This window comes from Sulfitobacter sp. M85 (assembly GCF_029285915.1).
GTDB lineage: Bacteria > Pseudomonadota > Alphaproteobacteria > Rhodobacterales > Rhodobacteraceae > Sulfitobacter > Sulfitobacter faviae.
Map to the genome: position 1 here is coordinate 242376 of NZ_JABECQ010000001.1, position 23994 is coordinate 266369.

The 23994-nt window shown below is 61.6% G+C and carries 21 protein-coding genes; 11 read left to right on the top strand and 10 right to left on the bottom strand.

From position 1 onward, the window contains the following. The first annotated feature begins 254 nt into the window (after positions 1-254). The 3 genes from HKX24_RS01300 to HKX24_RS01310 all read left to right on the top strand — a co-directional run bounded on the left by HKX24_RS01300 (position 255) and on the right by HKX24_RS01310 (position 5645). A complete protein-coding gene (locus HKX24_RS01300; RefSeq protein WP_276153759.1) occupies positions 255-3455 on the top strand; it encodes a CHASE domain-containing protein in 3201 nt (1066 codons plus the stop codon). A gap of 153 nt (positions 3456-3608) precedes the next feature. Beyond that, complete coding sequence (locus tag HKX24_RS01305) at positions 3609-5261, top strand: PAS domain-containing sensor histidine kinase (protein ID WP_276153760.1); 1653 nt, start codon at positions 3609-3611, stop codon at positions 5259-5261. 12 nt (positions 5262-5273) lie between these two features. After that, on the top strand, positions 5274-5645 hold the full coding sequence (locus HKX24_RS01310; protein ID WP_067261066.1) for a response regulator: 372 nt from the start codon (positions 5274-5276) through the stop codon (positions 5643-5645). Positions 5646-5734: 89 nt separating this feature from the next. On the opposite strand, the gene HKX24_RS01315 is transcribed toward HKX24_RS01310, so the two are convergent. From HKX24_RS01315 to HKX24_RS01335, 5 genes are all read right to left on the bottom strand, one after another. Then, entirely contained in the window at positions 5735-6094 is a 360-nt protein-coding gene (locus HKX24_RS01315; RefSeq protein ID WP_271692585.1) for an Hpt domain-containing protein, read from the bottom strand. Continuing rightward, on the bottom strand, positions 6091-7062 hold the full coding sequence (locus HKX24_RS01320; RefSeq protein ID WP_168612990.1) for a response regulator: 972 nt from the start codon (positions 7060-7062) through the stop codon (positions 6091-6093). The genes HKX24_RS01315 and HKX24_RS01320 overlap by 4 nt, the downstream gene beginning before the upstream one ends. A gap of 289 nt (positions 7063-7351) precedes the next feature. Further along, complete coding sequence (locus HKX24_RS01325; protein WP_271692586.1) at positions 7352-8722, bottom strand: aspartate aminotransferase family protein; 1371 nt, start codon at positions 8720-8722, stop codon at positions 7352-7354. A 48-nt stretch (positions 8723-8770) separates the two neighbouring features. Then, positions 8771-10255 (bottom strand): NAD-dependent succinate-semialdehyde dehydrogenase, encoded by a 1485-nt coding sequence (locus tag HKX24_RS01330; RefSeq protein WP_271692587.1) that lies wholly within the window; start codon positions 10253-10255, stop codon positions 8771-8773. A 128-nt stretch (positions 10256-10383) separates the two neighbouring features. Continuing rightward, positions 10384-10875 carry an Lrp/AsnC family transcriptional regulator gene (locus HKX24_RS01335; RefSeq protein WP_067262584.1) on the bottom strand — a complete coding sequence of 164 codons (492 nt, stop codon included), beginning with the start codon at positions 10873-10875 and terminating at the stop codon, positions 10384-10386. Between the two features lie 19 nt (positions 10876-10894). Here HKX24_RS01335 and HKX24_RS01340 point away from each other — a divergent pair, with 19 nt between their 5' ends. From HKX24_RS01340 to doeB, 8 genes are all read left to right on the top strand, one after another. Beyond that, entirely contained in the window at positions 10895-12316 is a 1422-nt protein-coding gene (locus HKX24_RS01340; RefSeq protein WP_276153761.1) for a PLP-dependent aminotransferase family protein, read from the top strand. 137 nt (positions 12317-12453) lie between these two features. Further along, positions 12454-13464, top strand: a complete 1011-nt coding sequence (dctP, locus tag HKX24_RS01345; protein ID WP_271692589.1) for a TRAP transporter substrate-binding protein DctP — start codon at positions 12454-12456, stop codon at positions 13462-13464. A 73-nt stretch (positions 13465-13537) separates the two neighbouring features. After that, positions 13538-14176 (top strand): TRAP transporter small permease, encoded by a 639-nt coding sequence (locus HKX24_RS01350; protein WP_271692590.1) that lies wholly within the window; start codon positions 13538-13540, stop codon positions 14174-14176. Between the two features lie 3 nt (positions 14177-14179). Continuing rightward, positions 14180-15466 carry a TRAP transporter large permease gene (locus HKX24_RS01355; RefSeq protein WP_067262546.1) on the top strand — a complete coding sequence of 429 codons (1287 nt, stop codon included), beginning with the start codon at positions 14180-14182 and terminating at the stop codon, positions 15464-15466. 12 nt (positions 15467-15478) lie between these two features. Next, positions 15479-15919 carry a universal stress protein gene (locus tag HKX24_RS01360; protein WP_067262549.1) on the top strand — a complete coding sequence of 147 codons (441 nt, stop codon included), beginning with the start codon at positions 15479-15481 and terminating at the stop codon, positions 15917-15919. 17 nt (positions 15920-15936) lie between these two features. After that, a complete protein-coding gene (locus HKX24_RS01365; protein WP_276153762.1) occupies positions 15937-16728 on the top strand; it encodes an aspartate/glutamate racemase family protein in 792 nt (263 codons plus the stop codon). Positions 16729-16788: 60 nt separating this feature from the next. Further along, positions 16789-17970, top strand: a complete 1182-nt coding sequence (gene doeA / locus HKX24_RS01370; protein WP_271692592.1) for an ectoine hydrolase DoeA — start codon at positions 16789-16791, stop codon at positions 17968-17970. Then, a complete protein-coding gene (gene doeB, locus HKX24_RS01375) occupies positions 17967-18956 on the top strand; it encodes a N(2)-acetyl-L-2,4-diaminobutanoate deacetylase DoeB (RefSeq protein WP_271692593.1) in 990 nt (329 codons plus the stop codon). Before doeA ends, doeB begins: the two co-directional genes overlap by 4 nt. A gap of 16 nt (positions 18957-18972) precedes the next feature. On the opposite strand, the gene HKX24_RS01380 is transcribed toward doeB, so the two are convergent. From HKX24_RS01380 to HKX24_RS01400, 5 genes are read right to left on the bottom strand one after another with little or no spacing between them, the layout of a single operon-like run. Then, complete coding sequence (locus HKX24_RS01380) at positions 18973-19932, bottom strand: dipeptide ABC transporter ATP-binding protein (protein ID WP_271692594.1); 960 nt, start codon at positions 19930-19932, stop codon at positions 18973-18975. Beyond that, positions 19929-20906 carry an ABC transporter ATP-binding protein gene (locus tag HKX24_RS01385; protein ID WP_067262560.1) on the bottom strand — a complete coding sequence of 326 codons (978 nt, stop codon included), beginning with the start codon at positions 20904-20906 and terminating at the stop codon, positions 19929-19931. The genes HKX24_RS01380 and HKX24_RS01385 overlap by 4 nt, the downstream gene beginning before the upstream one ends. A gap of 3 nt (positions 20907-20909) precedes the next feature. After that, positions 20910-21815 carry an ABC transporter permease subunit gene (locus HKX24_RS01390; RefSeq protein ID WP_271692595.1) on the bottom strand — a complete coding sequence of 302 codons (906 nt, stop codon included), beginning with the start codon at positions 21813-21815 and terminating at the stop codon, positions 20910-20912. Further along, the gene (locus tag HKX24_RS01395; RefSeq protein WP_271692596.1) at positions 21815-22822 is read right to left on the bottom strand and encodes an ABC transporter permease subunit; all 1008 of its coding nucleotides are present in this window, start codon (positions 22820-22822) and stop codon (positions 21815-21817) included. The genes HKX24_RS01390 and HKX24_RS01395 overlap by 1 nt, the downstream gene beginning before the upstream one ends. Then, a complete protein-coding gene (locus tag HKX24_RS01400; RefSeq protein ID WP_168612860.1) occupies positions 22816-23925 on the bottom strand; it encodes a Xaa-Pro peptidase family protein in 1110 nt (369 codons plus the stop codon). The genes HKX24_RS01395 and HKX24_RS01400 overlap by 7 nt, the downstream gene beginning before the upstream one ends. Positions 23926-23994 lie beyond the last annotated feature (69 nt).

Here is a 23994-nt window from a genome sequence, read left to right on the forward strand (position 1 = left end):
GCCTCCCCGGCCCGCCATTGGTAGAGCGCGCGGTGACGGGTCACAATCCCTGCCGTAAATCGCGCGGCCTCCCGCGGCTTTTGCCGCAAAGCCACATTCCCCGTGCTTTGCATGCGCGGCGAATCCGTTTGTTGATTTTTTCGACCCATGGGTGAATATGACCGGATTGGACATACCCCTCCCGCGATGCGCGACGTTCATTTCGGGGAAAGATTTTGCCGCCAATTGGTGGCCAGAAACAAAGGCTTGAACTGGTGCGGCGACCCGAATTCATACTCTTTCTCGGATGCCTTGCCATCACCTTTGGGGTGTTCCTCTACAGCAGTCGCAGCAATGATGTCGCCGCCGACCGGGCCTTTGATCGCATCGCCGAGGAAAGCCTGAAAAGCCTTGATGCGCGGATGCATACCTACCTGCAAAGCCTCAATGGCATCGCCGCCTTCATGAACGCCTCGGACGAGGTGACGGCCAGCGATTTCGCGCATTACGTCGATACGCTGGAGATCGACAGCTTCCTGCCCGGCATCAACGGCATCGGCTTTGTTGCCCCAGTCGCCAGAGGCACCGAAGAGGCGTTCATCGAAAAGGTCACCGCCCTGGGGATCGAGGATTTCCGCATTCACCCCGACACCGGCAATGCCGAGAAGATGGTGATCCAGTATATCTACCCCCAAGGGCCGAATGCAGAGGCCGTGGGCCTTGATATCAGCTTTAACGAAGACCGCCGCCGCGCCGCCCTGCGCGCCCGTGAGACGCGAGAGCCGAAGCTGACGCCGCGCATCCTGCTGGTGCAGGACAAGACGCGCCAGCCCGGTTTCCTGCTGCTGCGCCCGGTCTTTGCCGCCGACAACAGCCCGGCGCAGGAGACCGCCGGTTTCATCGGTTGGGTCTATGCGCCATTTGTCGGGGCGAACCTGCTGTCCGGGCTGACCCCAGCTCAGGGAGAGTCCTATGACATTCAAGTCTACGATGGGCTGACCACGGCCCCCGAAAACCGGATTTTTGACAGCACGCCCGAAGGCATCGCCACCGGCCACCACAGCATCACCCAGACCATCGAACGCTTTGGCCGCCCTTGGACCGTTGTCCATGTCAGCACCGCCAGCTTTGACCGCGCCACCCATAGCGCGGTGCCGGAAATCCTGCTGGTCTCTGGCATCCTTCTGGCGATCCTGTTCTTCGTGGCCTTCCGCAGCCTGCGCCAGCGCAGCGCCGCACTGAGCGAGCTTGCCGTGCTGCGCGAACGCCAGATCGACGCCCATGAAGAGGAAAACCGCGCCGTTATCGAGAACGCGGTGACGCCCATCTTCTTGCTCGACAGCAATGACCGGGTGCTCTTTGCCAACCAAGCGGCGCTGGTCTGCTTTGGCTATGGGCATGAAGCGCTCAAGGGGATGGAGTTCGGCGAACTCGTCACCGATCTGGTTGAGGATCACGACCACGAACAGGTCAACGCGGCGGGCAAGACCTGCTTTGGCCAAGACCTCAAACTTGATCTGCAACGCAACAATTGGACCACCCACACCGGCGAACGGCGGGTGACCGCAATCGTGCGTGACCTGACCTCGGAACTGGCGGTGCAGGATGAGCTGGCGCGGAACAAGGCGCTTTATGACCTCGCCCTCGAAGGCGCGCAGATCGGGGTTTTCGACATCGACCTGCGCACCGGCAAATCCGAGGTGTCCGACACATGGCGGCGCATTCTGGGAATGGCGGATTTCGAGCGGCTGCCCGACCCGCAGGGGGAATTCCTCAAACGTGTCCACCCGGATGACCTGCCCCTGCTGACCCAGACTGATCAGGCCTGCATCTCGGGGCAGCAACAACGTTCCGTTACCGAATACCGGCTGAAGATCGGCACCGGTGAGTGGCGCTGGATGCGCTCTGACGCGGTGGTGACCGAACGCGATGAGAACGGCACCGCCCTGCGGATGGTCGGCACCCAAACCGATGTGACCGACATCGTCCACGCCCGCAACGCGCTTGAAACCAGCGAGCGGCGGTTTCGCCAAGTGCTGGCCGCGGCCCCGGTGGGCATGGCGATCTTGGGCGAAGGCGGCGTGTTCAACAGCGTCAACAGCGCGCTTTGCACCCTTTGCGGCTATAGCGAAGAAGAGCTTTTGTCGAACACCAAACTGGGCGATCTGATGCCCGAGGGCGATCTGCAAAAGCTCTACGGTGAGGTGCGCGGGCTGGTCGATTCCCGCAGTTCGCAGACCTATCAGGCCGAATACCGCATCACCCACAAGCTGGGCTATGAACGCTGGGGCCTGTTCAACGTCTCTTGGACCTATGACAAGAACGCCCGCGGCTATGTCTTTATCGTGCAGATCAACGACATCACCGACCAAAAGAAGCTGGAACATATCAAGAGCGAGTTCGTCTCGACCGTCAGCCATGAGCTGCGCACGCCGCTGACCTCGATCAAAGGCGCTTTGGGGCTGATCGACACCACGGACAACAGCCGCTTCCTCCCCGCGCATATCCGGCTGATCGACATCGCCCGCAGCAATGCCGACCGGTTGTCGCATATTGTGAACGACATTCTCGACCTTGAGAAGATTTCATCGGGCGAAGTGCAGTTCGACTTCCATGATGTCGACCTGAACAAGGTGATCACCGACTCGGTCAACGAAATGTCGCCCTTTGCGATCACCCATAACAACACCTTGGGCCTGCAACTGCCCGACAAGCCGCTGACAGTTCGGGTGGATGAAAGCCGCACCCGGCAGGTGCTGGCCAATCTGATTTCGAACGCCTGCAAATACTCCGATGCCGAGAGCGAGGTGCAAATCCGCGCCGAGCGGCTGGGGGACCGGGCCATCGTCTTTATCCAGAACACCGGCCCCGGCGTGCCGGAAAACTTCCGCCCGCGCATCTTTCAGGCTTTCTCGCAGGCTGATGGCTCCGACACCCGCGCCAAGGGCGGCACCGGGCTGGGGCTCAACATCACGCGGCAGATCATCAAACGCCAAGGCGGCACCATCGGGTTTGAAAGCATCCCCAACGGCGTCACCGTCTTTTGGTTCACCTGCCCCATCGCCGAGGCGCAGACCGCGCAAACGCCCGCCACACCCGACGCGGAAGCGGAGGAGCGGGACACTAAGCTGCGCGTGTTGCATATCGAAGACGACATCGACTTTGCCGAGGTGATCCGCACCGGGTTGGACAGCGTGGCAGAGGTGACCAATGTCACCAACCTTGCCCAAGCGCGGAAGTTGATCGGCCAGGATGAACTCGACGTCGTGATCCTTGATTGGTCCCTGCCCGACGGCGATGCACGCTCTTTGCTGGAAGATATCACCCGCCTGCATCCCGCGGCCAAGATCATCAGCCTTTCCGCGGACAACAACCGCGAACCCGACCCCCGCGTGGGGATCAACCTTGTCAAATCACGGAGCGGGATCAGCTCAGTGGTCAACTCAATTACGGGGACAACCGCCCGCGCCTCTTAACCGGCGCACTATAAACCGTGGCATTTCAGCGGAGTGACGCTAAAGTGCGACATGCCATATTATTGCCAATATGCTCTGGCATTTTGATTAAATTACAATGCACAAGTCATGCTATAGTTTTAAGCATGTCCGCTTCGGGGCGAGGAATTCCAAGTGTCGTCAAAGCCATTTACCAAGCGTACCGCCGCCACATTTTTTCTGGGCACTGCCATTTCCAGCAGCTGGTACACCGCAACATCCGCAATTTTCGCGGGCCAAATGGGGGAGGTTATCCCCGTCGTCGGTGCGATCATTCTGGCGGGGCTCACGCCCTTTGCCGCGACCGCATTGCAAGCAAACCCGCAGACTCCGGCCGATAATTCAGATATGGAACAAAGGCTTAAGGCGTTCGACAGCCATGCCATTGTGAATATCGTGGATACAGGCGGGATGCTGGAACAGGTCAACGACCGTTTCATCGAACTGACAGGCTACACCCGCGATCAATTGATCGGCCAGCCTGTGTCGATGCTTTACCAAGAAGAGTTTCGCGAACTTGCCGAAGAGATCCGCGCCACCCTGATGGCAGGCAAGACGTGGCAGGGCGAAACCCCGCTGCGCTGCGCCGATGGTCGGGTGATCCAGACGCAGTGCACCGTGATGCCACTTTTCGACAAAAAGGGCGCTTGGGCCGGGTCGATCTCGGCCCGTACCGATGTGACCCATGCCAACGAACTTTTGGCCGAACGCGACACGGCGGAAACGCTTTATGAGTTGCGCGATGACATCTGGATCGTCGACGCTGATACAGAGCGGTTCAGCTATATGAACCGCGTCGCCATGAGCCGCACTGGCTGGAGCAAGGACAGCTACCGCACGCAAACGCTCGAAACCCTGACCGAGGAAAGCGACAGCCCGGCCCTGTTGGACGCCTGCCGCGCGCTGAAAAAGTCGGGCAAAGCGATGACGCAGTTCGACACGCAACTGTTTGGCAACCATTTCCAAGTTACGATCAAGCTGCTGCCCACCGGTGGGGCGACGGGGCGGTTCCTGATCATGCTGCATGACATTTCGGATATCATCAACGAAGAGCGGATGAAGTCAGAGTTCATCTCGATGGTCAGTCACGAGCTACGCTCGCCCCTGACCTCGATCAAAGGCTCCATGGGGCTGCTTTTGTCGCGGGCGGCGGGCGAATTGCCCAGCAAGGCGCGTGCCTTGCTGGAGATCTCTCACCGCAACGCCGACCGGCTTGTGCTGATTATCAACGACATCCTCGATCTTGAGAAAATTGCCAACGGGCGGCTGGAATTCAATCTTGAGGAAGTCGACATCGCGGAACTTCTGCACGAGACCAGCGCCGCCAATGCCTCACTGGAGCAGCGCCATGGCGTGCGCATTCAGGTCGAAGGGACGGAGGACTTGAACAAGGTCACCACGGACCCGAACCGGGTCATTCAGGTGCTGACGAACTTCCTGTCGAACGCGGCCAAATTTTCCAAACCTGGGGAGCGTGTGACCATCCGCGCCGAAGAGAATGACGACGAATTGCGCATCTCCGTGGCGGACCGTGGCCCCGGCATTCCGGCTTCCGAGCAGCACAAGGTGTTCCAGCGGTTTGCCGATCTGTCCAATTCCAACCGGGCCGATAAAGGCGGCACCGGGCTGGGCCTTAGCGTTTGCAAAGCCATCGTCGAGAATCTCGGCGGTAAAATAGGTTTTGACAGCCGTGAGGGATTTGGTACGACATTTTACTTTACCCTGCCGAAGAAAAATTCTCAGGTAGCGGCAGAGGAACCGGCTGCGTTGCTGCGCGAAGCCTCCTAGAGAGAGTATGGAATGATCAAACTGCTGCACGTCGAGGATGACGCCGATATTCGTGAAATCGCGCTGATGGCGCTTGAGCTGAGCGGCGATTTCGACGTCGTCCAATGCGAGACCGGGGAAGCGGCGCTGAATCAGGTTCAGTCCTACACGCCCGATGTGATCCTGCTCGATATGATGATGCCCGGCATGACCGGTCGCCAGACGCTTGAGAAGATGCGCGAGATGGAGAGCCTGCGCGACGTGCCCGCGATCTTCATGACCGCCCGCGCCCAGCATAATGAGATCGAAGAGCTTCGTGATCTGGGGGCGGCTGACGTGATCAGCAAACCCTTCGATCCGATCTCGCTGGCGGATCAGGTCAAGGCGGCAATGCAAGCAGGCTGAGCCGACTTGCCTTTGACCTGCCCTTGCGGGCGGGTTTGCGGTAAATTGTCAGTAAGTTTTGGACCGGCTCAATACCGGTGGCCGCGCCCTTAGGCGTGGGCGTCGATTTCCTGCCGGCAATAGGCGACGAACCCATCCAGTTCCGAGATGATCTCGATCGGGCAATCGGCGTGGTTGGCGCGCGGCCCGGCCAGATGCTCGACAATCTGCGTTTCGCATTTGCGTGCCAGACGGCCCAGCTCTTCGAAGCCGAGCGACCCGGCGCTGCCCGCGATCTGGTGCAGAATGGCCTGCGCGCTGGCCAGATTGCTTTTGATTTCGTCTACGGTGGTCCCGTCCCAGGCGGCCAACCCATGGGTTGCGATCAGCGTCTGACGCTCGTCCAGCATTTCGACAAAGCGCTGCCTGATGCGCTCTATGCCGGGAAGTTCCGCTAACATTTTAGTCATGCTTGTTGATCATTCTGCCAAAAATCATTGAGCGATCTCGTATGCGCCTCACTGGCGGCTTCTGCACTTGCATGGGCCTGCGCCAGCGCATCCATGACGGAATTGCCACTTTTCCAGATCAGCCGCACGGCCTCTCCCGCGCTGACACGCGGGTGAACACGCTCGCCATTATTGTCGAACAATTCGGTTTGAGACAACTCAAAGTTAACCGCATCCATCAAACCGCCCATATTCGGGCGCCAGCCGCTCTCCGTGACACATACGAAAGTGCCATTGCCCGCGTAGGACATCAGCACCTGATGATCGACGAGCGTATCGGACAGGATTTCGGCCACATCGGAGACAAGGCTATAGAACTCGAAAGAGGTCATCGTCGCGTGGAAAGCATCGACCTCGCGGATAGTGAAGGCGAAGGCGGTGGAGCCGAAAAGCGCGCTGCGCGACAGTTGGGCGACGTAGTTCTCCATCGCGGTATAGTCGATCACATTGTCCACGTCATAGATCGGGACCGGCTCGAACAGCTCCATATGCGTCGCCTGATCGGCGATGGTCTTGGCGGCAAAGATCTTTTTGGTCCGCTGCTGACGTTCTTTCACCATGCCTTCGACCAGCCCGATGCGGGCCTTGAGTTCGGCAATCTCGAAAGGCTTGGTCACATAGTCGGTCGCCCCGGCTGCAAAGGCCGCGTCGATATAGCGCTTGTCGGACATCGCGGTGAGCATCAAGATCGGCGTATCGGCATGGCGCGCCGAATTGCGGATGTGCTGCGCCAGTTCGATCCCATCCATGCCCGGCATCTGAATATCAAGCATGAAGCAATCAATCGGCCCGAGATTGGGATCGCCCAACATATCAACCGCATGCAGAGCCGATGGGGCGGTCGTCAGGTCATGCGCGCCGATGATCTCTACAAATTGCCCAAGCAATTCGAGGATAATCGGATCGTCATCCACCGCCAGAATTCTCATTACATCTCTCCACAGATAAAAATCTTTGGGCCCCAAACTGGACGGACCGCTGCTTTCTTCTAATTTCTCTGGGAACTGTGGCCTAATTTTGGCGAATTCTTAGTAAATAGGCGACAAACCGGGGCACTGTTTCCATATCGGGGGAATCTGGCCCGATAAACGGCCCTGTTTACCGTTTTTTCATTTCTGATCGGTCTAGCTGCGGCACCTCTCGCGGGGTGTGATTCCCTACAATGCAAACGGCCCGACGTTTCCGCCGGGCCGCTCAAGTGTCTCGTAGCTTTAAGCCTTAGCCCAAGGTCGCCTTGATCGCGTCGGCGGTGACCCCTACGACCTTATCCGCTTCTTCGCGGGTCAGGCAGAAGGGCGGCGCGAAACCGATGATGTCGCCTTGGGGCATGGCGCGGGCGATGACACCGGCCTTGACCATATCGCCGACGATGGTCGGCACCACTTTGCGCGCCGGATCGAAGGGCGTGCGGCCATCGCGGTCTTCGACCAGCTCCACGGCGCAGAGCATGCCTTCGCCCCGGATGTCGCCCACCTTGGGGTGATCGCCCAATGCGGCCTTCATCTGCGCGTTCAGATAGCCGCCCACGTCCGAGGCATTCTCGATCAGCTTCAGATCGTCGATCAGCTTGAGGTTCGCGATCCCCGCAGCCGCGCCGATGGGGTGGGCCGAATAGGTCCAGCCGTGGCCGATTGGGCCGTTTTCATCGGTGCCCTGCTCCAGCACCTTCCACATCTTGTCGCCTACGATGGAGCCCGACAGCGGCGCATAGGCCGAGGTCAGCCCCTTGGCGATGGTGATCAGGTCAGGCTTCATCCCGTAGTGATCCGAGCCGAACATCGACCCCAGACGGCCAAAGCCGGTGACGACCTCATCCGCGACCAGCAGGATGTCATGCTTGTTCAGCACCTCTTGCACGGCGGCCCAATAGCCCTCGGGCGGCGGCACGATGCCCCCGGTGCCCAGAACCGGCTCCCCGATGAAGGCGGCGATGGTGTCGGCCCCTTCGCGTTCGATCAGCGCTTCCAACTCGCCCACCAGATGGGCGGTGAACTCTGCCTCGCTCATGTTGGCGTCAGGGCGGCGGTAGTAATAGGGCGCGTCGGTGTGAACCACCTGCGCCAGCGGCAGGTCGAATTTCTTGTGGAACAGCTCCAATCCGGTGAGCGAGCCGGTCACCAGACCCGAGCCGTGATAGCCACGCCAGCGCGAGATGATCTTTTTCTTCTCGGGGCGGCCAAGGATGTTGTTGTAATACCAGATCAGCTTGACGTTCGTCTCATTCGCGTCCGACCCGCCGAGGCCGAAATAGACCTTGCTCATGCCTTCGGGCGCGCGGTCGAGGATCATCTTGGACAGGGTGATGCTCGCCTCAGTGCCATGGCCGACGTAGGAGTGGTAATAGGCCAGTTCATGCGCCTGCTCGGCAATCGCCTCGGCGATCTCGGTGCGGCCATAGCCGACGTTCACGCAGTAGAGGCCCGCGAAAGCGTCGAGCAATTCGTTGCCGTCGCGGTCAGTGATATGGCTGCCCTTGGCGGTCTTGATCACACGGGTCGGGCTTTCGCCGCGGGCGTGCTGGGCCAGATGGGTGGAGGGGTGAAAGAAATTCTCACGGTCCCATTGTTCGAGCATATCGTTCTTCAGCATTGGTCTTTCCTTTCTTCCGGCGCGGCTTTGCGCCGTATCTTTCAAATCTTAGGCCCAGTCACGGCAGACGTATTTGACTTCCGTAAAGGCTTCGAGCCCCAGCCGCGATCCCTCGCGCCCGATCCCCGATTGTTTCGTGCCGCCAAAGGGGATCGGCGCGCCGGTCACCTTGGTGCGGTTCACCGCCACCATGCCGAAACATAGCGCTCGGCTGGCGCGGTAGATACGGCGGGGGTCTTGGCTGTGGACATAGGCCACCAAGCCATACTCCGTGTCATTGGCCCGCTGGATCGCCTCATCCTCGCTGTCGAAGGCCGCAATGGCGGCCACGGGGCCAAAGGTTTCCTCGCGCATGATCAGCGCGTCCGCAGGCACATCCGCCAGCACCGTCGGCTCGAAGAACAGCGGCCCCGCCGCGTGACGCTTGCCACCACAAAGCAGCCGCGCCCCACGGTCAAGCGCATCTTTGACGTGTTCCTCCTGTTTGGCCACGGCCTTTTCGTTCATCAACGGGCCGATGTCGGGGTCATCCGCGCCGTTGCCCACGGTGAGCGCTTCGGTCGCGGCGGTGAACCGCGCGCAGAAGGTGGCATAGCTGTCGCGGGCAATGAAGAAGCGGTTCGCGCCGAGGCAGTCCTGACCGGAGGTGGCGAACTTAGCCTTGATCGCCTCTTCGACGGCGCGGTCCATATCGGCATCATCGAACATGATGAAAGGTGCATGGCCGCCGAGCTCCAGCACTAGACGTTTCACGCTGTCCGATGCCTGACGGTACAGGAGCTTGCCGATCTCGGTGGAGCCGGTGAAAGAGATGGCCCGCACGCGGGTGTCTTCCATCCACGGTTTCACGATCTCGGGCGCCTCCCCGGTGACGACGTTGAACACCCCCTTGGGCAGCCCTGCCTGTTCGCCCAATTCGGCCAGCGCCAGCGCCGAGAAGGGCGTCTCTGCCGAAGGATGCGCCACCACGGTGCAGCCTGCAGCAAGCGCCGCGCCCGCCTTGCGGGTCAGCATGGCAGATGGGAAGTTCCACGGCGTGATCAGCGCGGCCACGCCCACCGGCTCGCGCCAGATTTCCACCTCGGCATCCGGCAAATGCGAGGTGACGCCTTCGATGTTCGGGCGGCGGGCCTCTTCGGAATAGAACTCAAAGAAAGAGGCGGCATAGTCGATCTCGCCGCGCGACTCGGAGATGGGTTTGCCCTGTTCGGCGGTCATGATCCGCGCCAGATCCTCGCGGTTCTCCAGCATCAGGTCGCGCCAGCGCCGCAGGATCGCGCCGCGCTCTTGCGGCAGAAGGCCCGACCAATGGGGAAAGGCAGCATGGGCGGCATCCACCGCGCCGCGGCTGTCCTCGGCGCTAAGCTTGGCCACCGCGCCCAGCACCGCGCCGCTGGCCGGATCGGCCACGTTGAAATCATCGCTCTGCGCCCCCGCGACCCATGCGCCATCGACATAGGCAAAGTGGCGGGCCAGCGCGCCCCGCGTCAACGCGGGCAGACCATCGGTGGGGGTTGGGATCATCTTGGTCATTGGGCACCTCCTTGGGATGAATTGCCCCGAAGGTAAGGCAGGATGCGGCGCGGGTTTGTCCGAATATCAGCCGATCGGCAGGAGGTTTTGCGGCGCAGCCCCCGGCCCGCCGGAAAAACTACGGCGGCTCAGCTTTCGCCCTCGGGCAGCAGCAGCGACAGCGGCAACGGTGCCGATTTAACCGATTTGGTGACGACATAGGTAAAGTAGCGGCTCAGCCCGGCCTGCTGATCCAACAGCGCGTCCATCAGACGTTGATAGCTGTCGATATCGCGGGTGACGACCTGTAGCAGATAGTCAAAACCGCCGCCCAAGGCCCAGCACTGGACGATCTCATCATGCTGCGCGATCACGGCCTCGAACCGCTGGAATGCCTCGGCCCGGTGATTGCCCAATTCGGCCTGCACAAAGACGGTGACATGCGGCGCGATGCGGCGCAGGGCGACATGGGCCTGATAGCCGGTGATGATGCCCGCAGCCTCCAGCCGCGAGAGCCGTTCGCCGCAGGCGGTGGCGCTCAGGTTGACTTTGTCGGCAAGCGCGGATTTGGCGATGCGCCCCTCGCGAGAGAGGATCGACAGCACCGCGATATCGCGCTTATCGAGTTTGACAAAGCTCATATCCGCTTCATGCGAGCGCATGCCGGACTTGTCAATTGTCATGATTGTGGTGATCATCCAGATCATGACAAAATGGCGCCCAGACCCCGGATCCCTGACCCGCCCTGCCTATCGTTCACTCGTTCAGGCGATTGAAACGGCGATACAGAACGGCGTGCTCAAACCCGGAGACCGCCTGCCGACGCAGCGCCAGATGGCCTTTGACCTGTCGCTCAGCGTGCAGACCGTCAGCCGCGCCTATGACAAGCTGGTTGAGGCGGGCAAGATCGTCGGTGAGGTGGGGCGCGGCACTTTCGTGCGCGCGGCGAGCGATGAGATCTCCATGCCCTTCGTCAGCCGCAAGGCCGCCGGGCGGCTGTTGGATATGTCGATCCTGAAACCTGTGCTGGATCACGCCCATGAAGAGGCGATGCAAAAGACGCTCCGCGCCATGGCCCGCTCCCTGCCCCGCGCGATGATGGGCGGGTTTCGCCAAGACCTCCGCGCCGGTGACAGCAGCAGCGCGGTGCGGCGCTGGCTTTCACTCTGCGGTCTGGATCTGGAGGGGATGGCGGTGATCCCCACCAACGGCAGCACCAGCGCCATGACCGTGGCGATGATGACGGCGGCCCAACCGGGCGATCTGATCGTCAGCGAAGACATCGGCCACCACACCCTGCGCCCCCTCGCCCGTTTTTTGGGCATCCGCCTGCAAGGGGTGACCGTCGACGCGGGCGGCATCTGCCCAGAAGCGCTGGAGCGGATCTGCGCGAAAGAGCCGGTGAAGGCCGTCTATCTGATCCCCAATGGCGCCAATCCGCTGGCCTTTACCATGACGGAAAGCCGCCGCGCCGCGGTGATCGAGGTGGCACGACGCCATGACCTGCTGATCATCGAAAACCAGTCATGGGGGCCGTTGCAAGACGCGCCGCCGCCACCGATGGCGGCCTTGGCCCCGGAACGGGTGCTCTATTTCACCAGCCTCACGAAATGCCTGCTGCCGGGGCTGCGGGTCGGCTATCTGGTGGTGCCGGATCACCTTGGAGCCTCGGCGGCCAACCGGCATATGGTGACCAGTTGGATGGCCACCAATATGATGACCGAGATCGCCGGCCGCTGGATCGAAGAAGGCACCGCCGAAACCCTGCTCAACCGTCAGCAATTGGCCCTGCGCGACCGCGCCGATTTCGCCGCCAATGTGTTTCGCGGCCTCGACATGCGGACCAGTTCGAACGGGCTGCACCTCTGGCTGCCTTGTCATGATATTTACGAAGAGGCCGAACTGGTCAAATCCATCCGCGAAAGCGGGGTCGCCGTGGCCAATGGGGCCAGTTTCGCCATCGGCCCACCAGACCGCCACCCGGGGCTTCGCGTCTCGATCGGGGGGCAATCCTTTCCCGAATTCGCCCGGGGGATTCGCATGATCGATGCAAGATTACGCAACAGGGGTGGGGCGGAATGACTGTGAGAGCGTCTCAAATTGTCATGGATCAATATTCACATTGACATGATTGGGATCGGTTTAAATGATCTAGCAGTCAGGACATTAGTTTCGCTGCGGCCTTTGTGCTGCGCGGGCAATAAATGAAAGGGAGACAGATGGCTAATTTCAAGACCGTTATCACCGGGGGTATCCTCGCAGCCGTGACAAGCGTCGCAGGCGCGGCCTCCGCCGACACATGGCGCTATGCATTTGAAGAGGCACTGGACGAGGTGCAGGGCAAATACGCCCAGAAATTCAAGGAAGAAGTCGAAGCGAACTCCGACCACGAAGTGCAGCTTTTCCCCTATGGCACCTTGGGTGAATCCGTTGACACGATGGAACAGGCGCAGGCCGGTATCCTTCAGTTCGTGGACCAATCCCCCGGCTTCACTGGCGCGCTGATCCCCGAGGCGCAGGTCTTCTTCGTGCCCTACCTGCTGCCGCAGGACGACGAGGAACTGTTCGAGTTCTTCCGCACCTCCAAGGCCATCAACGAAATGTTCCCCGAGCTTTATGCAGAGCAAGGTCTGGAACTGCTCAAGATGTTCCCCGAGGGTGACGTTTGCATGACCACACAAGAGCCGGTCAAAACGCCCGAAGACCTCAACGAGGTCAAGTTCCGCGTCATGACCAACCCGCTCTTGGTCGAAAGCTACAAAGCCTTCGGCGCGACCCCGACACCGCTGCCATGGGGCGAAGTCTATGGCGCGATGCAGACCGGCATCATCCAAGGTCAGGAAAACCCGGGCTTCTATCTGGAATCCACCAAGATGTATGAGGTGACCGAGGTCATCACCTGCATCGGCCACAACAACTTCACCACCGCTGTGATGGCCAACAAGGATTTCTATGATGGCCTGTCCGATGAGGACAAAGAGATTGTGCAGAACGCTTCTGACGCGGCATTCGAATACATCCTCGAATACCAGTCCGGCCTGCAGGAAAAGTCGCTGGATAACATCGCCAAGGCGAAGCCCGACATGCAGATCAACATCCTGTCCGAAGAAGAGCGTCAGCCCTTCAAAGACAAGGCCGCATCGGTCGAAGAAGCCTTCATCGAAATGACTGGCGACAGCGGCAAGGAAATCCTTGACCAATTCAAGGCCGACCTCGAAGCCGTCAAGTAAACGACTTTCTCACCCTCCGGCATCGCCGGGGGGTGACCTTATTTTGACGCGATCCATTTGAACCATCTACGGGATGACGCCGGTGACGGAAGACAACCACAGTTCGCAACTGCAATCTCAGACAGATACCACCGGCACCGATGACGCCCCCGTGGGCACCTATAAATCCACCCTCCCCGGCCCTCTGGGCACGATCGACAACGCAATCAGCTGGCTTGAGTCCGTAATGCTCGCCGCTGGGGTGTTGCTGATGGCCGCCAATACGATTGCCAACGTGGTGGGCCGTTTCGTCTTTCAAAGCTCGATCTTCTTTTCCGAAGAGCTGAACAGCGTTCTGATCATTCTCATCACTTTCGCGGGCATCTCCTATGCCGCGCGGCATGGGCGGCATATCCGCATGTCGGCGATTTTCGACGCCCTCCCCCCGCGCCCGCGCAAAATGCTGATGATCTTCATCGCCTTTGTCACCGCCGTCTTCATGTTCGGCCTCGCGTGGTACGCGCTGCAATACATCATGACCCAAGCCGGACGCGGTCGCCTGCTGCCCGCGCTGCAAGTGCCGGTCTGGTGGACGCTGGTCTGGGTGCCTTTCGGCTTTTTCATGACCGGGCTGCAATACCTGCTGACCGCGATCAAAAACATCATTGAACCAGATATTTACCTGTCGACCAGCGTTCTTGAAGGCTACGACGACAACGAGCGGGAGGTCTGAGCCATGGCCGTCACCATTTTCTCTGTCATGGTCGTTCTGCTGCTGCTCGGCTTTCCCATGATGATCCCGCTGATCGTGGGGGCTTTCGTCGGTTTCTATTCGCTCTTCGGCGGTTTCGGCCAGCTTGAGACGATGGTGCAGCAGATGATGGCAGGGGTCAGACCCGCCTCACTGATTGCCGTGCCGATGTTTATCTTTGCCGCCGACATCATGACGCGCGGCCAATCCGCCGGGCGGCTGATCGATATGGTGATGTCCTTCGTCGGCCATATGAAGGGCGGTCTCGCGGTCGCCACCGCTGCGGCTTGCACCATGTTCGGCGCGGTCTCGGGCTCCACACAGGCGACGGTCGTCGCCGTTGGCTCGCCGCTGCGGCCCCGGATGCTCAAGGCCGGGTACAAAGACAGTTTCGTGCTGGCGCTGATCGTGAACTCCTCCGACATCGCCTTCCTGATCCCGCCCTCCATCGGGATGATCATCTACGGCGTCGTCTCCAACACGTCGATTGCCGAACTCTTCATCGCGGGCATCGGGCCGGGGCTGCTGATCCTCGCGCTCTTCTCGGTCTATTCCGTGATCTACGCCTACCGCCATAACGTCCCCACCGAAGAGAAAGCGACATGGGGCGAGCGTTTCCGCGCGGTGCGCCAAGCGCTCTGGCCACTGGGCTTCCCGGCGATCATCATCGGCGGCATCTACGGCGGCGTCTTCTCCCCAACCGAGGCGGCGGCGGCCTGCGTGCTCTATGCCATTTTCCTTGAGATGATCGTCTTTCGGGAAATCGACTTTGCCGGCATCTATGAAACCGCGAAATCGACCGGGCTGATTACCGCCGTGGTTTTCATCCTCGTCGCGGCGGGTGCGGCATTCTCTTGGGTGATCTCCTTCGCGCAAATTCCTCAAGCGGTGCTAACCGGCATCGGGATCGACAGCATGGGGCCGATTGGCGTGCTCTTCGTGATCTCGGCGGCCTTCTTCATCGGCTGTATGTTCGTGGACCCCATCGTCGTGATCCTCGTCTTCGTGCCGATCTTCGCCCCGGTCGTGGACTCGGTTGGCCTCGACCCGGTGCTGGTCGGTACGGTCATCACGTTGCAAGTCGCCATCGGCTCGGCCACGCCGCCCTTTGGCTGTGACATCTTCACCGCCATCGCGGTCTTCAAACGGCCCTATATGGAGGTCATCCGCGGCACCCCGCCCTTCATCATCATGCTGCTGAGCGTCTCGGTTGCCCTGATCTTTTTCCCGCAGATCGCCCTGTTCCTGCGCGATCTGGCCTTTGCGAAATAAGAGGAGAGCGTCATGTTCACCCATATCCTCGCCCCCTATGACGGCTCGGTGAATGCCGACCGCGCGCTGATGAAGGCGGCAGAGATGGCCAAGCTGACCGGGGCGAAAGTGACGCTTTTGACGATCTACCGGCATCATTCGATGCTGGAGGCCTCGCTCTCGATGGTGCGGGTGAACGATCCGGGCAATATCGACGATGCCATGCAGGCCCATGCGACCGAGATTATCACCCACGGCAAGCAACTGATGAAAGACGCGGGCGTCGAGAATGTCCGCGCCTTCGTTCGCTCTGGCCGCCCCGCGCGGGCGGTAACGGAATTTGCCAAGAAACATGAGGTTGACCTGATCGTCATTGGCTCGCGCGGCCTTGGGGCCACGGGCGACAGCTATCTCTTGGGCTCGGTCTCTCACAAGGTTACGGGGCTCGCGAAATGCCCCGTGCTTGTCGTCTAGGTCAAAGGAATATTCAGGTGACACCCCCTGTGCAAAGCGAGACGCTTGGTTGCCGTTTGCGTGATGATGACCCCGTGCGGCTGGGGGCGATGCTGCTGTCGACCGACATGACCTTTGAACGCGACGCCGCGCGGCTGATCGACCCGGCGCAGGCGGCGCTGCATGTGGCGCGGATCGCCTTTGAGAACCCCACCACCCCCGAACGGCTGCGCGCCATGACCCCCGATATGGCCCGCACCGCCGCGCTTTTGGTGCCGGGCATCCAGTTGTCGGCCATCGCCTTTTGCTGCACCTCGGCCTCGGTCGCCATCGGCAACCCGGCAGTGCGCGAGGCGATTGGCGAGGGGCTGCCCGGCGTGCCCGTCATCACCCCCGCCTCCGCCGCCATCGCGGGCTTTGCCGCGCTTGGCGTGACGCGGGTGGCGATGCTGACCCCCTATTTGCCCGAAACCGCCGCGCCGCTGGCCACCTATTTCAACGATCAGGGGCTAGAGGTCATGCGCAACGGGGCCTTCGCATTGGAAGACGACCGCGACATGGCGCGGATCGACGACGAAAGCATCATAAACGGCGCCGCTGCGCTTGATGGCGCGGAAGTAGAGGCATTTTTCCTCTCCTGCACCTCCCTGCGCGGCGTTGACGTGATCGACCGGATCGAAGCACGGCTGGGCAAGCCCGTCGTGACCTCTAACCAAGCGCTGTGCTGGGCGTTGCAACGGATGGGCGGGCTTTCGGGCCGCCCCGATGGCTATGGCCGTCTGTTCGACTGCGACATGCCAAGCGCCCATGCACAAGGCATCATTCCGTGATCCCGGCCCCTCTGGCCGGATCGCATTATTCGGGTAACCAGACATGAAAGGGGCTGGCCTATGACCACTTATGAGGCGAATTTTACAAACAGCGAGTACCAGCGCCGGGTCGACCGAACGCGCAAGACCATGGCCGCGCGTAATCTCGATGCCATCGTCGTCAGCGATCCGTCGAACATGTCTTGGCTCTCGGGTTATGACGGTTGGTCGTTCTATGTTTACCAAGCGGTGATCCTGACCCATGAGGGGGAGCCGGTCTGGTGGGGCCGCGGCATGGATGCGCTTGGCGCCCGGCGAACGGTCTTCATGGAGGACGACTGCATTCGCGGCTATGACGACAGCTACGTCCAGAACCCCGAGAAACACCCGATGGAAGACCTCTCGGCTCTCTTGAGCGAAATGGGGTTGGAGCAGGCCCGCATCGGCGTCGAGATGGACAATTACTATTACTCCGCCCGCGCCCATGACACGCTGAAGGCCAAGCTGCCCAAGGTGACCTTCATGGATGCCACCGCGCTGGTGAACTGGGAACGCGCCGTGAAATCCGAGCGCGAGATCGAGTACATGGAACGCGCCGCCCGCATCGTAGAGGAAATGCACGTCCGCATTCTCGAAGTGGCCGTGCCCGGCATGCGCAAAAACGATCTGGTGGCCGAGATCTATGCCACCGGCATTCGCGGCGCACAGGGGTTCTGGGGGGATTACCCGGCTATCGTGCCCATGGCCCCCTCGGGCATGGACGCCACAGCCCCGCATCTGACATGGGACGACCGGCCCATGCAGCCCAACGAGGCGACGTTCTTTGAGATCGCAGGCGCGCATCGGCGCTATCAATGCCCCCAGTCGCGCACGCTGTTCTTTGGCGATGTGCCGCAGAAATACCGCGACGCGGAAAGCGCCGTGCTGGATGCGATTGACGCAGGTCTCGAACAGGCCAAACCCGGCAACCGGGCCGAGGATATCGCCAATGCCTTTAACGCCACGCTGAACAAGGCGGGATTCGAGAAGGACAGCCGCTGCGGCTATGCCATCGGCATCAGCTACCCGCCGGACTGGGGGGAGCGCACCATCTCTTTCCGCCGTGGCGACAAGACGATCCTAGAGCCCGGCATGACCTTCCATTTCATGCCCGCGCTTTGGCTTGACGATGGCGGGCTTGAGATCACCGAGCCGATCCGCATCACCGAGACCGGCCACGAATGTTTCTGCACCACACCGCGAAAGTTGTTTGTTTCCGCATGACCAGCAATCCGATCACCCCGACCATCCCGCTTGACCAACCCGGCGCGCATCACGGTTTCCTGCGCCTGCCCTACAGCCGCGACGACAGCGCTTGGGGGTCTGTGATGATCCCCATCACCGTCATCAATGGCGGCGACGGCCCCACGGCGCTGCTGACCGGCGGCAACCACGGCGATGAATACGAAGGCCCGATTGCCTTGCAGGAACTGGCCGCCACACTGGACCCGGCGCAGGTCACCGGTCGCGTCATCATCCTGCCGATGATGAACCAACCCGCCTTCGCCGCAGGCCGCCGCTGCTCGCCCATCGACGGCGGCAATATGAACCGCAGCTTTCCGGGCAGCCCGGGCGGCACGGTGACCCAGAAGATCGCGCATTACATCGCCACCGAACTGGTGCCGCTGGCCGATATTGTGCTGGATTACCACTCTGGCGGGCGGACGCTGGATTTCCTGCCCTTCGCCGCTGCGCATATCCTGCCCGACAAGCGGCAGGAGGCCGCTTGCATGGCCGCGATGGAGGCGTTCAACGCGCCCTACTCCATGAAAATGCTAGAGATCGACAGCCGCGGCATGTTCGACACCGAGGTCGAGGAGCAGGGCAAGGTCTTTGTCACCACCGAGTTGGGGGGCGCGGGCACATCGACGGCCAAGAGCATCGCCGTGGCGCGCAAAGGCGCGCGCAATCTGCTGATCCATGCGGGCATTCTGCAAGGGGAGCCGGAGGTGGCCGAAAGCGTGATGCTCGACATGCCCGACGGGCGCTGCTTCACCTTTAGCGAGACCACGGCCCTGTTGGAGCCGCTGGTCGATCTGGGTGACGCGGTGACCGAGGGTCAGCCCATCGCCCGGCTCTGGCCCAGTGACCGCAGCGGTCAGCCAGCGATCATGGCCTATGCACAACTCAGCGGCATCCTGACCGCCCGGCATGTGCCGGGGCTGGTCAAGATGGGCGATTGCATCGGGGTGGTGGCGCAGGTGGTCTGAGCCACCCGCGCCCGCCTCATTCGTCGACGGGGAAGTAGCAAGCCGCCGGATGCGGTGCGCCCTCCAACGGGGGGCGCTCTTTCCGGCAGACATCCTGCACTTTCCAACAGCGCGGCGCGAAGGGGCAACCGTCGGGGATCGCCAGCGGCGAGGGCAATTCGCCCTGCAGCTTGATGCGCTCCTTGCCGCCTTCGGGGTCCGCGCGCGGTGTGGCAGAGAGCAGCGCCGCTGTATAGGGATGGCGCGGGTTGTCGAAAACCTCGTCCTTCGGCCCCTTCTCGACCGCGCGGCCGAGGTACATGACGATCACGTCATCAGCGACGTGACGCACGACCGACAGGTCGTGGCTGATGAACAGATAGGCCAGATCCATCTTCTCCTGCAGATCCACCAGCAGGTTCAGGATCGCCGATTGGATCGACAGGTCGAGCGCGGAGACAGGCTCGTCCAGCACCAGCACCTTTGGGTCGAGCATCAGCGCCCGGGCCACCGCGATGCGCTGTCGCTGACCGCCCGAGAACATATGCGGGTAGCGGTCGTAATGCTCGGGCCGCAGACCGACGAGGCGCAGCATTTCGCGTGCCTTCTCCTCGCGCTGCTTCTTGGACATGTCCTTGCGGTTGATGACCAACGGCTCTTGCAGGATCGTCCCGATCTGCTGGCGCGGGTTGAGCGAGCCGTAGGGGTCTTGGAACACGATCTGCACATGCTGGCGCAGGTCGGCCCAATCCTCGGGGCGCACCGGCTTGCCATCGAGTGTCAGCGAGCCTGCGGTCGGCTCCTCGATCATCGTGACCATGCGCGCCAGCGTCGACTTGCCGCAGCCGCTTTCACCCACCACGGCCAGCGTCTTGCCGGGGTGCAGTTCGAAATCGAGACCCGCGACGGCCTTCAATGTCTGGGTCTTGCGCAGGAAGCCGCCACCAACCTGATAGTGACGCTGCAGCGCGTCGGCGGTCATTACGGGGGCAGTCATGACGCGGCCCTTTCATTGGTGTTGAGCGGATAGAAGCAACGCGCCTTTCCGAGGTCTTCGCCCAAGGGCGGCGGGTTCTCGGCGCGACATTTGTCGTTGGCGAACTTGCAGCGCGGAGAGAAGAGGCACCCCGCGGGCCGGTCGAACTGACCGGGCACCACGCCGGGGATCGTCGGCAGACGTTTCTCCGTGGCGCGTTCTGGCAGCGCGTCCAGCAGCGCCGCCGTATAGGGATGGTGCGGTTCGCGGAAGAGCGGCAGCACCTGCTGCTCTTCGATCTTCTGACCGGCATATTGCACGCTCACGCGCTCGGCGGTTTCGGCCACCACGCCCATGTCATGGGTGATCAGCACCAGCCCCATACCCGTCTCGTCGCGCAGCGAGGTCAGCAGGTCGAGGATCTGCGCCTGAATGGTCACGTCGAGCGCGGTCGTCGGCTCGTCCGCGATCAGAAGCTTCGGTTTGCAGGCAATCGCCATGGCGATCATCACGCGCTGGTTCATCCCGCCCGACATCTGGTGCGGAAAGACCGAGAGGCGCTTTTCCGGGTCCGGAATGCCGACCTGTTCGAACAGTTCAATCGCCCGCTTGTGCCGCTCGGCCCGGTTCAGGCCAAGGTGCACGCGGAGCGATTCCTTGATCTGCCAGCCCACCGGGAAACAGGGGTTGAGCGAGGACATCGGCTCTTGAAAGATCATCGCCAGATCATTGCCAACAATCTTGCGCCGGGCGCGTTTGTCCATTGTCAGCAGGTCGTGGCCGTCGAAGGTCAGCTCATCGGCGGTCACGGTGGCGGTCCAGGGCAGAAGCCCCATCAGCGCCAGCATGGAGACCGACTTGCCCGAGCCACTTTCGCCCACGATGGCGAGGATCTCGCCCGTGTCGACATCCTGATCGACACTGTCGACCGCGCGGAACTTGCCCGAGGCGGTGGCGAAATCGACCGAGAGGTTGCGGATACGCAATAGAGACATCAATCAGCTCCGCTTCAGTTTCGGATCGAGGGCGTCGCGCAGACCGTCGCCCATGAGGTTGATCGCCAGCACGGTGACGAGGATCGCAAGACCCGGGAAGGTCACGACCCACCATGCGCGCAGGATGAACTCGCGCGCTTCGGCCAGCATGGTGCCCCATTCGGGGGTCGGCGGCTGTGCGCCCATGCCGAGAAAGCCCAAGGCGGCGGCATCGAGGATCGCGGTCGAAAACGACAACGCGGCCTGCACGATGATCGGCGCAAGGCAGTTCGGCAGCACGGTCACGACCATAAGCCGCAGCGTGCCTGCCCCCACGACGCGGGCCGATGTGACGTAGTCCTTCTGGCGCTCAGAGATCACGCTCGCCCGGGTCAGGCGCACGTAATGCGGCTGAAGCACGATGGCGATGGCGATCATCGCGTTGGTCAGCGATGGCCCGAGGATCGCCACCAGCACCAAAGCCAGCAAGAGCGACGGGAAGGCCAAGATGATGTCCATGATCCGCATGATGATCGTGTCGACCCACTTGGGCGCAAAGCCCGAAATGAGGCCGATGATGATCCCGCCCGAGGCGGCGATGGTCACCACCACGATGCCCACGAAGAAGGAATAGCGCGCGCCGACGATCAGCCGCGAGAGCATGTCCCGGCCCAGAGGATCGGTCCCGAGGATGTGGTTCCACGTCCCCCCCTCTTGCCACGCGGGCGGTTGCAGGGTGGCCGAGCGGAACTGCTCGGTCGCGTCATGCGGGGCGATCCATGGGCCGAAGAGCGCCAGAAAGGCGAAGACGGCAAAGATCCACAGGCCAATCACGGCCCCGCGGTTTTCACGGAAATAGAACCAGAATTCGCGCAGGCGACCGGGGCGCGCGTGCACCATTTCGGCTTCGGCAGAGAGTGCGTCGTCCATTAGCGTTTCCTGATCTTGGGGTTGATGATGCCGTAAAGCATGTCGACGGTAAGGTTCACGACCATGACCATGACGGCGATGAGCAGAAGGCCACCCTGAACCACCGGGTAGTCACGGCGGAAAATGCTGTCGACCATCCACTTGCCGATGCCCGGCCAGCTAAAGATCGTCTCGGTCAGGATGGCGCCCGCGAGAAGCGTGCCGACCGAGAGGCCGATCACGGTGATGACGGGGATAAGCGCGTTGCGCAGGGCGTGGATGCCGTTGATCCGGCCCGAGGACATGCCCTTGGCCCGTGCGGTGCGGATGTAGTCTTCGCCCAGCACTTCGAGCATGGCCGAGCGGGTCTGCCGCGCGATCACTGCCAGCGGGATGGTGCCCAGCACGATGGTCGGCAGCAATAGGTGCCGCAGTGCCGAGAGGAACGCCCCGTCCTGCCCGGAGGCGAGACTGTCGATCAACATGAAGCCGGTGGCATTGGGGAAGTAATAGAGCAGGTCGATCCGACCCGAGACTGGCGTCCAACCCAAGTTACCGGAAAAGACGATGATCAGCAGCAGCGCCCACCAGAAAATCGGCATCGAATAGCCCACCAGCGCGGTCGACATCAGCGCCCGGTCAAAGAACTTGCCCCGGTTCACCGCCGCGATCACCCCTGCGGGCAGGCCCAAGGCCACGGCGAAGATCATCGCGCAGAGCGACAGCTCCAGCGTGGCGGGGAAAAGCGAGAAGAACTCATCCCAGACCGGGCGTTTGGTCACGAAGGACGTGCCCAAATCCCCCTGTATCACGCCGGTGAAGTAATCCCAGAACTGCACATAGATCGGCCGGTCAAAGCCAAACTGCTGTTGTAGCTCCAGATAGCGTTCTTCGGAAATGCCGCGCTCACCGGCCATGACGACGATCGGGTCGCCGGGCAGCAAGCGGATGAAGGCGAATGATATCAGCGTGACGCCGATAAAGGTGGGGATGAAGGTCGCAAGGCGCGACAAGACATATTTCAGCACGGGAGCACCATCAGTTCCTTCGGAAAGTTGGTCAGGGATTTGTAGCCATCTTCGGTAATCAGCACGTCATCTTCGATGCGCACCCCAAAGTTGCCGATCTCATAGAGACCGGGTTCGTTGGTGTACACCGTTCCGGCGGGTAAAGTCATGTGGTTGCCGCGCATGATATAAGGCGCTTCATGCACATCGCGGCCCAGACCGTGGCCGGTCTTGGTGCGGATGCGGTCGGCAAAAGGAGAGGCTTCGAGCACCCCGGTCACCACATCGTCGATCTCATGCGCGGTGACGCCTGCGCGGGTGGCCTCCAGCCCGGCAAGGTTGGCGCGCAGCACGGTGTCGTACACGGCGCGCCCCTCGTCGCTGACATGGGTAAGGAAAACGGTGCGGGTGATGTCGGCGGCAAAGCCGTCCTTCCGCGCGCCGAAGTCGATCAGCAGCGCATCGCCTGCTTTGACGCGGTAATCCTCACGCGCCTTGGCATGCGGGCGGGCCGAGCCGTCACCGGCGGCGACGATCGGGGCGAAGGACAGATCGTCGGCCCCTTCGGCAAAGACCATCTGCACCAGTTTCTGCTCGATCTCTTTCTCGGTCTGGCCGAGCTTCACGCTATCCAGCGTGGCGCGCAGGGCGCGTTCGGAAATGTCGATGGCTTTTTGCAGGGCTGCGACCTCGGCCTCGGTCTTGATCATGCGGGGGGCGGAGATCTCACGCTCGGCGTCGATGATCCGCAGATCGGGCTGCGCTTTCTTCAGCGCGTGATGCACGAAGACGCGCATCACTTGGCCTTCAACGGCGAGCGAGGTGATGTTCAAATGTTGCATCAGCGCGGCGAAGGCATCGTCATAGCCCGTCTGGTCGCGCCAATCGAAAACGGCCCCGTCGAAACCGACCAACTCCCAACTGCCCAGTTCAAGGTTCGGCACCAAGGCGGCGGCGGGGCCGCGGGCGGGGATCACCAGAACAAAGGGGCGTTCGTGGCTCATGAAGGCATGGTCGACGGCGCGGGTGAAATTCGGGCCGGGCACCAGCGCCACGGCATCGACCGATAGGTCGGCGGCGATATCGGCATAGGCCGACAGGCGATCATTCAGCGAAGGGGACATGGGCTGGCTTTCGGGCTGGCGAGGTTAATAAAATGGGGACGGCACAGGATGCCGCCCCCTTTGGTCAAA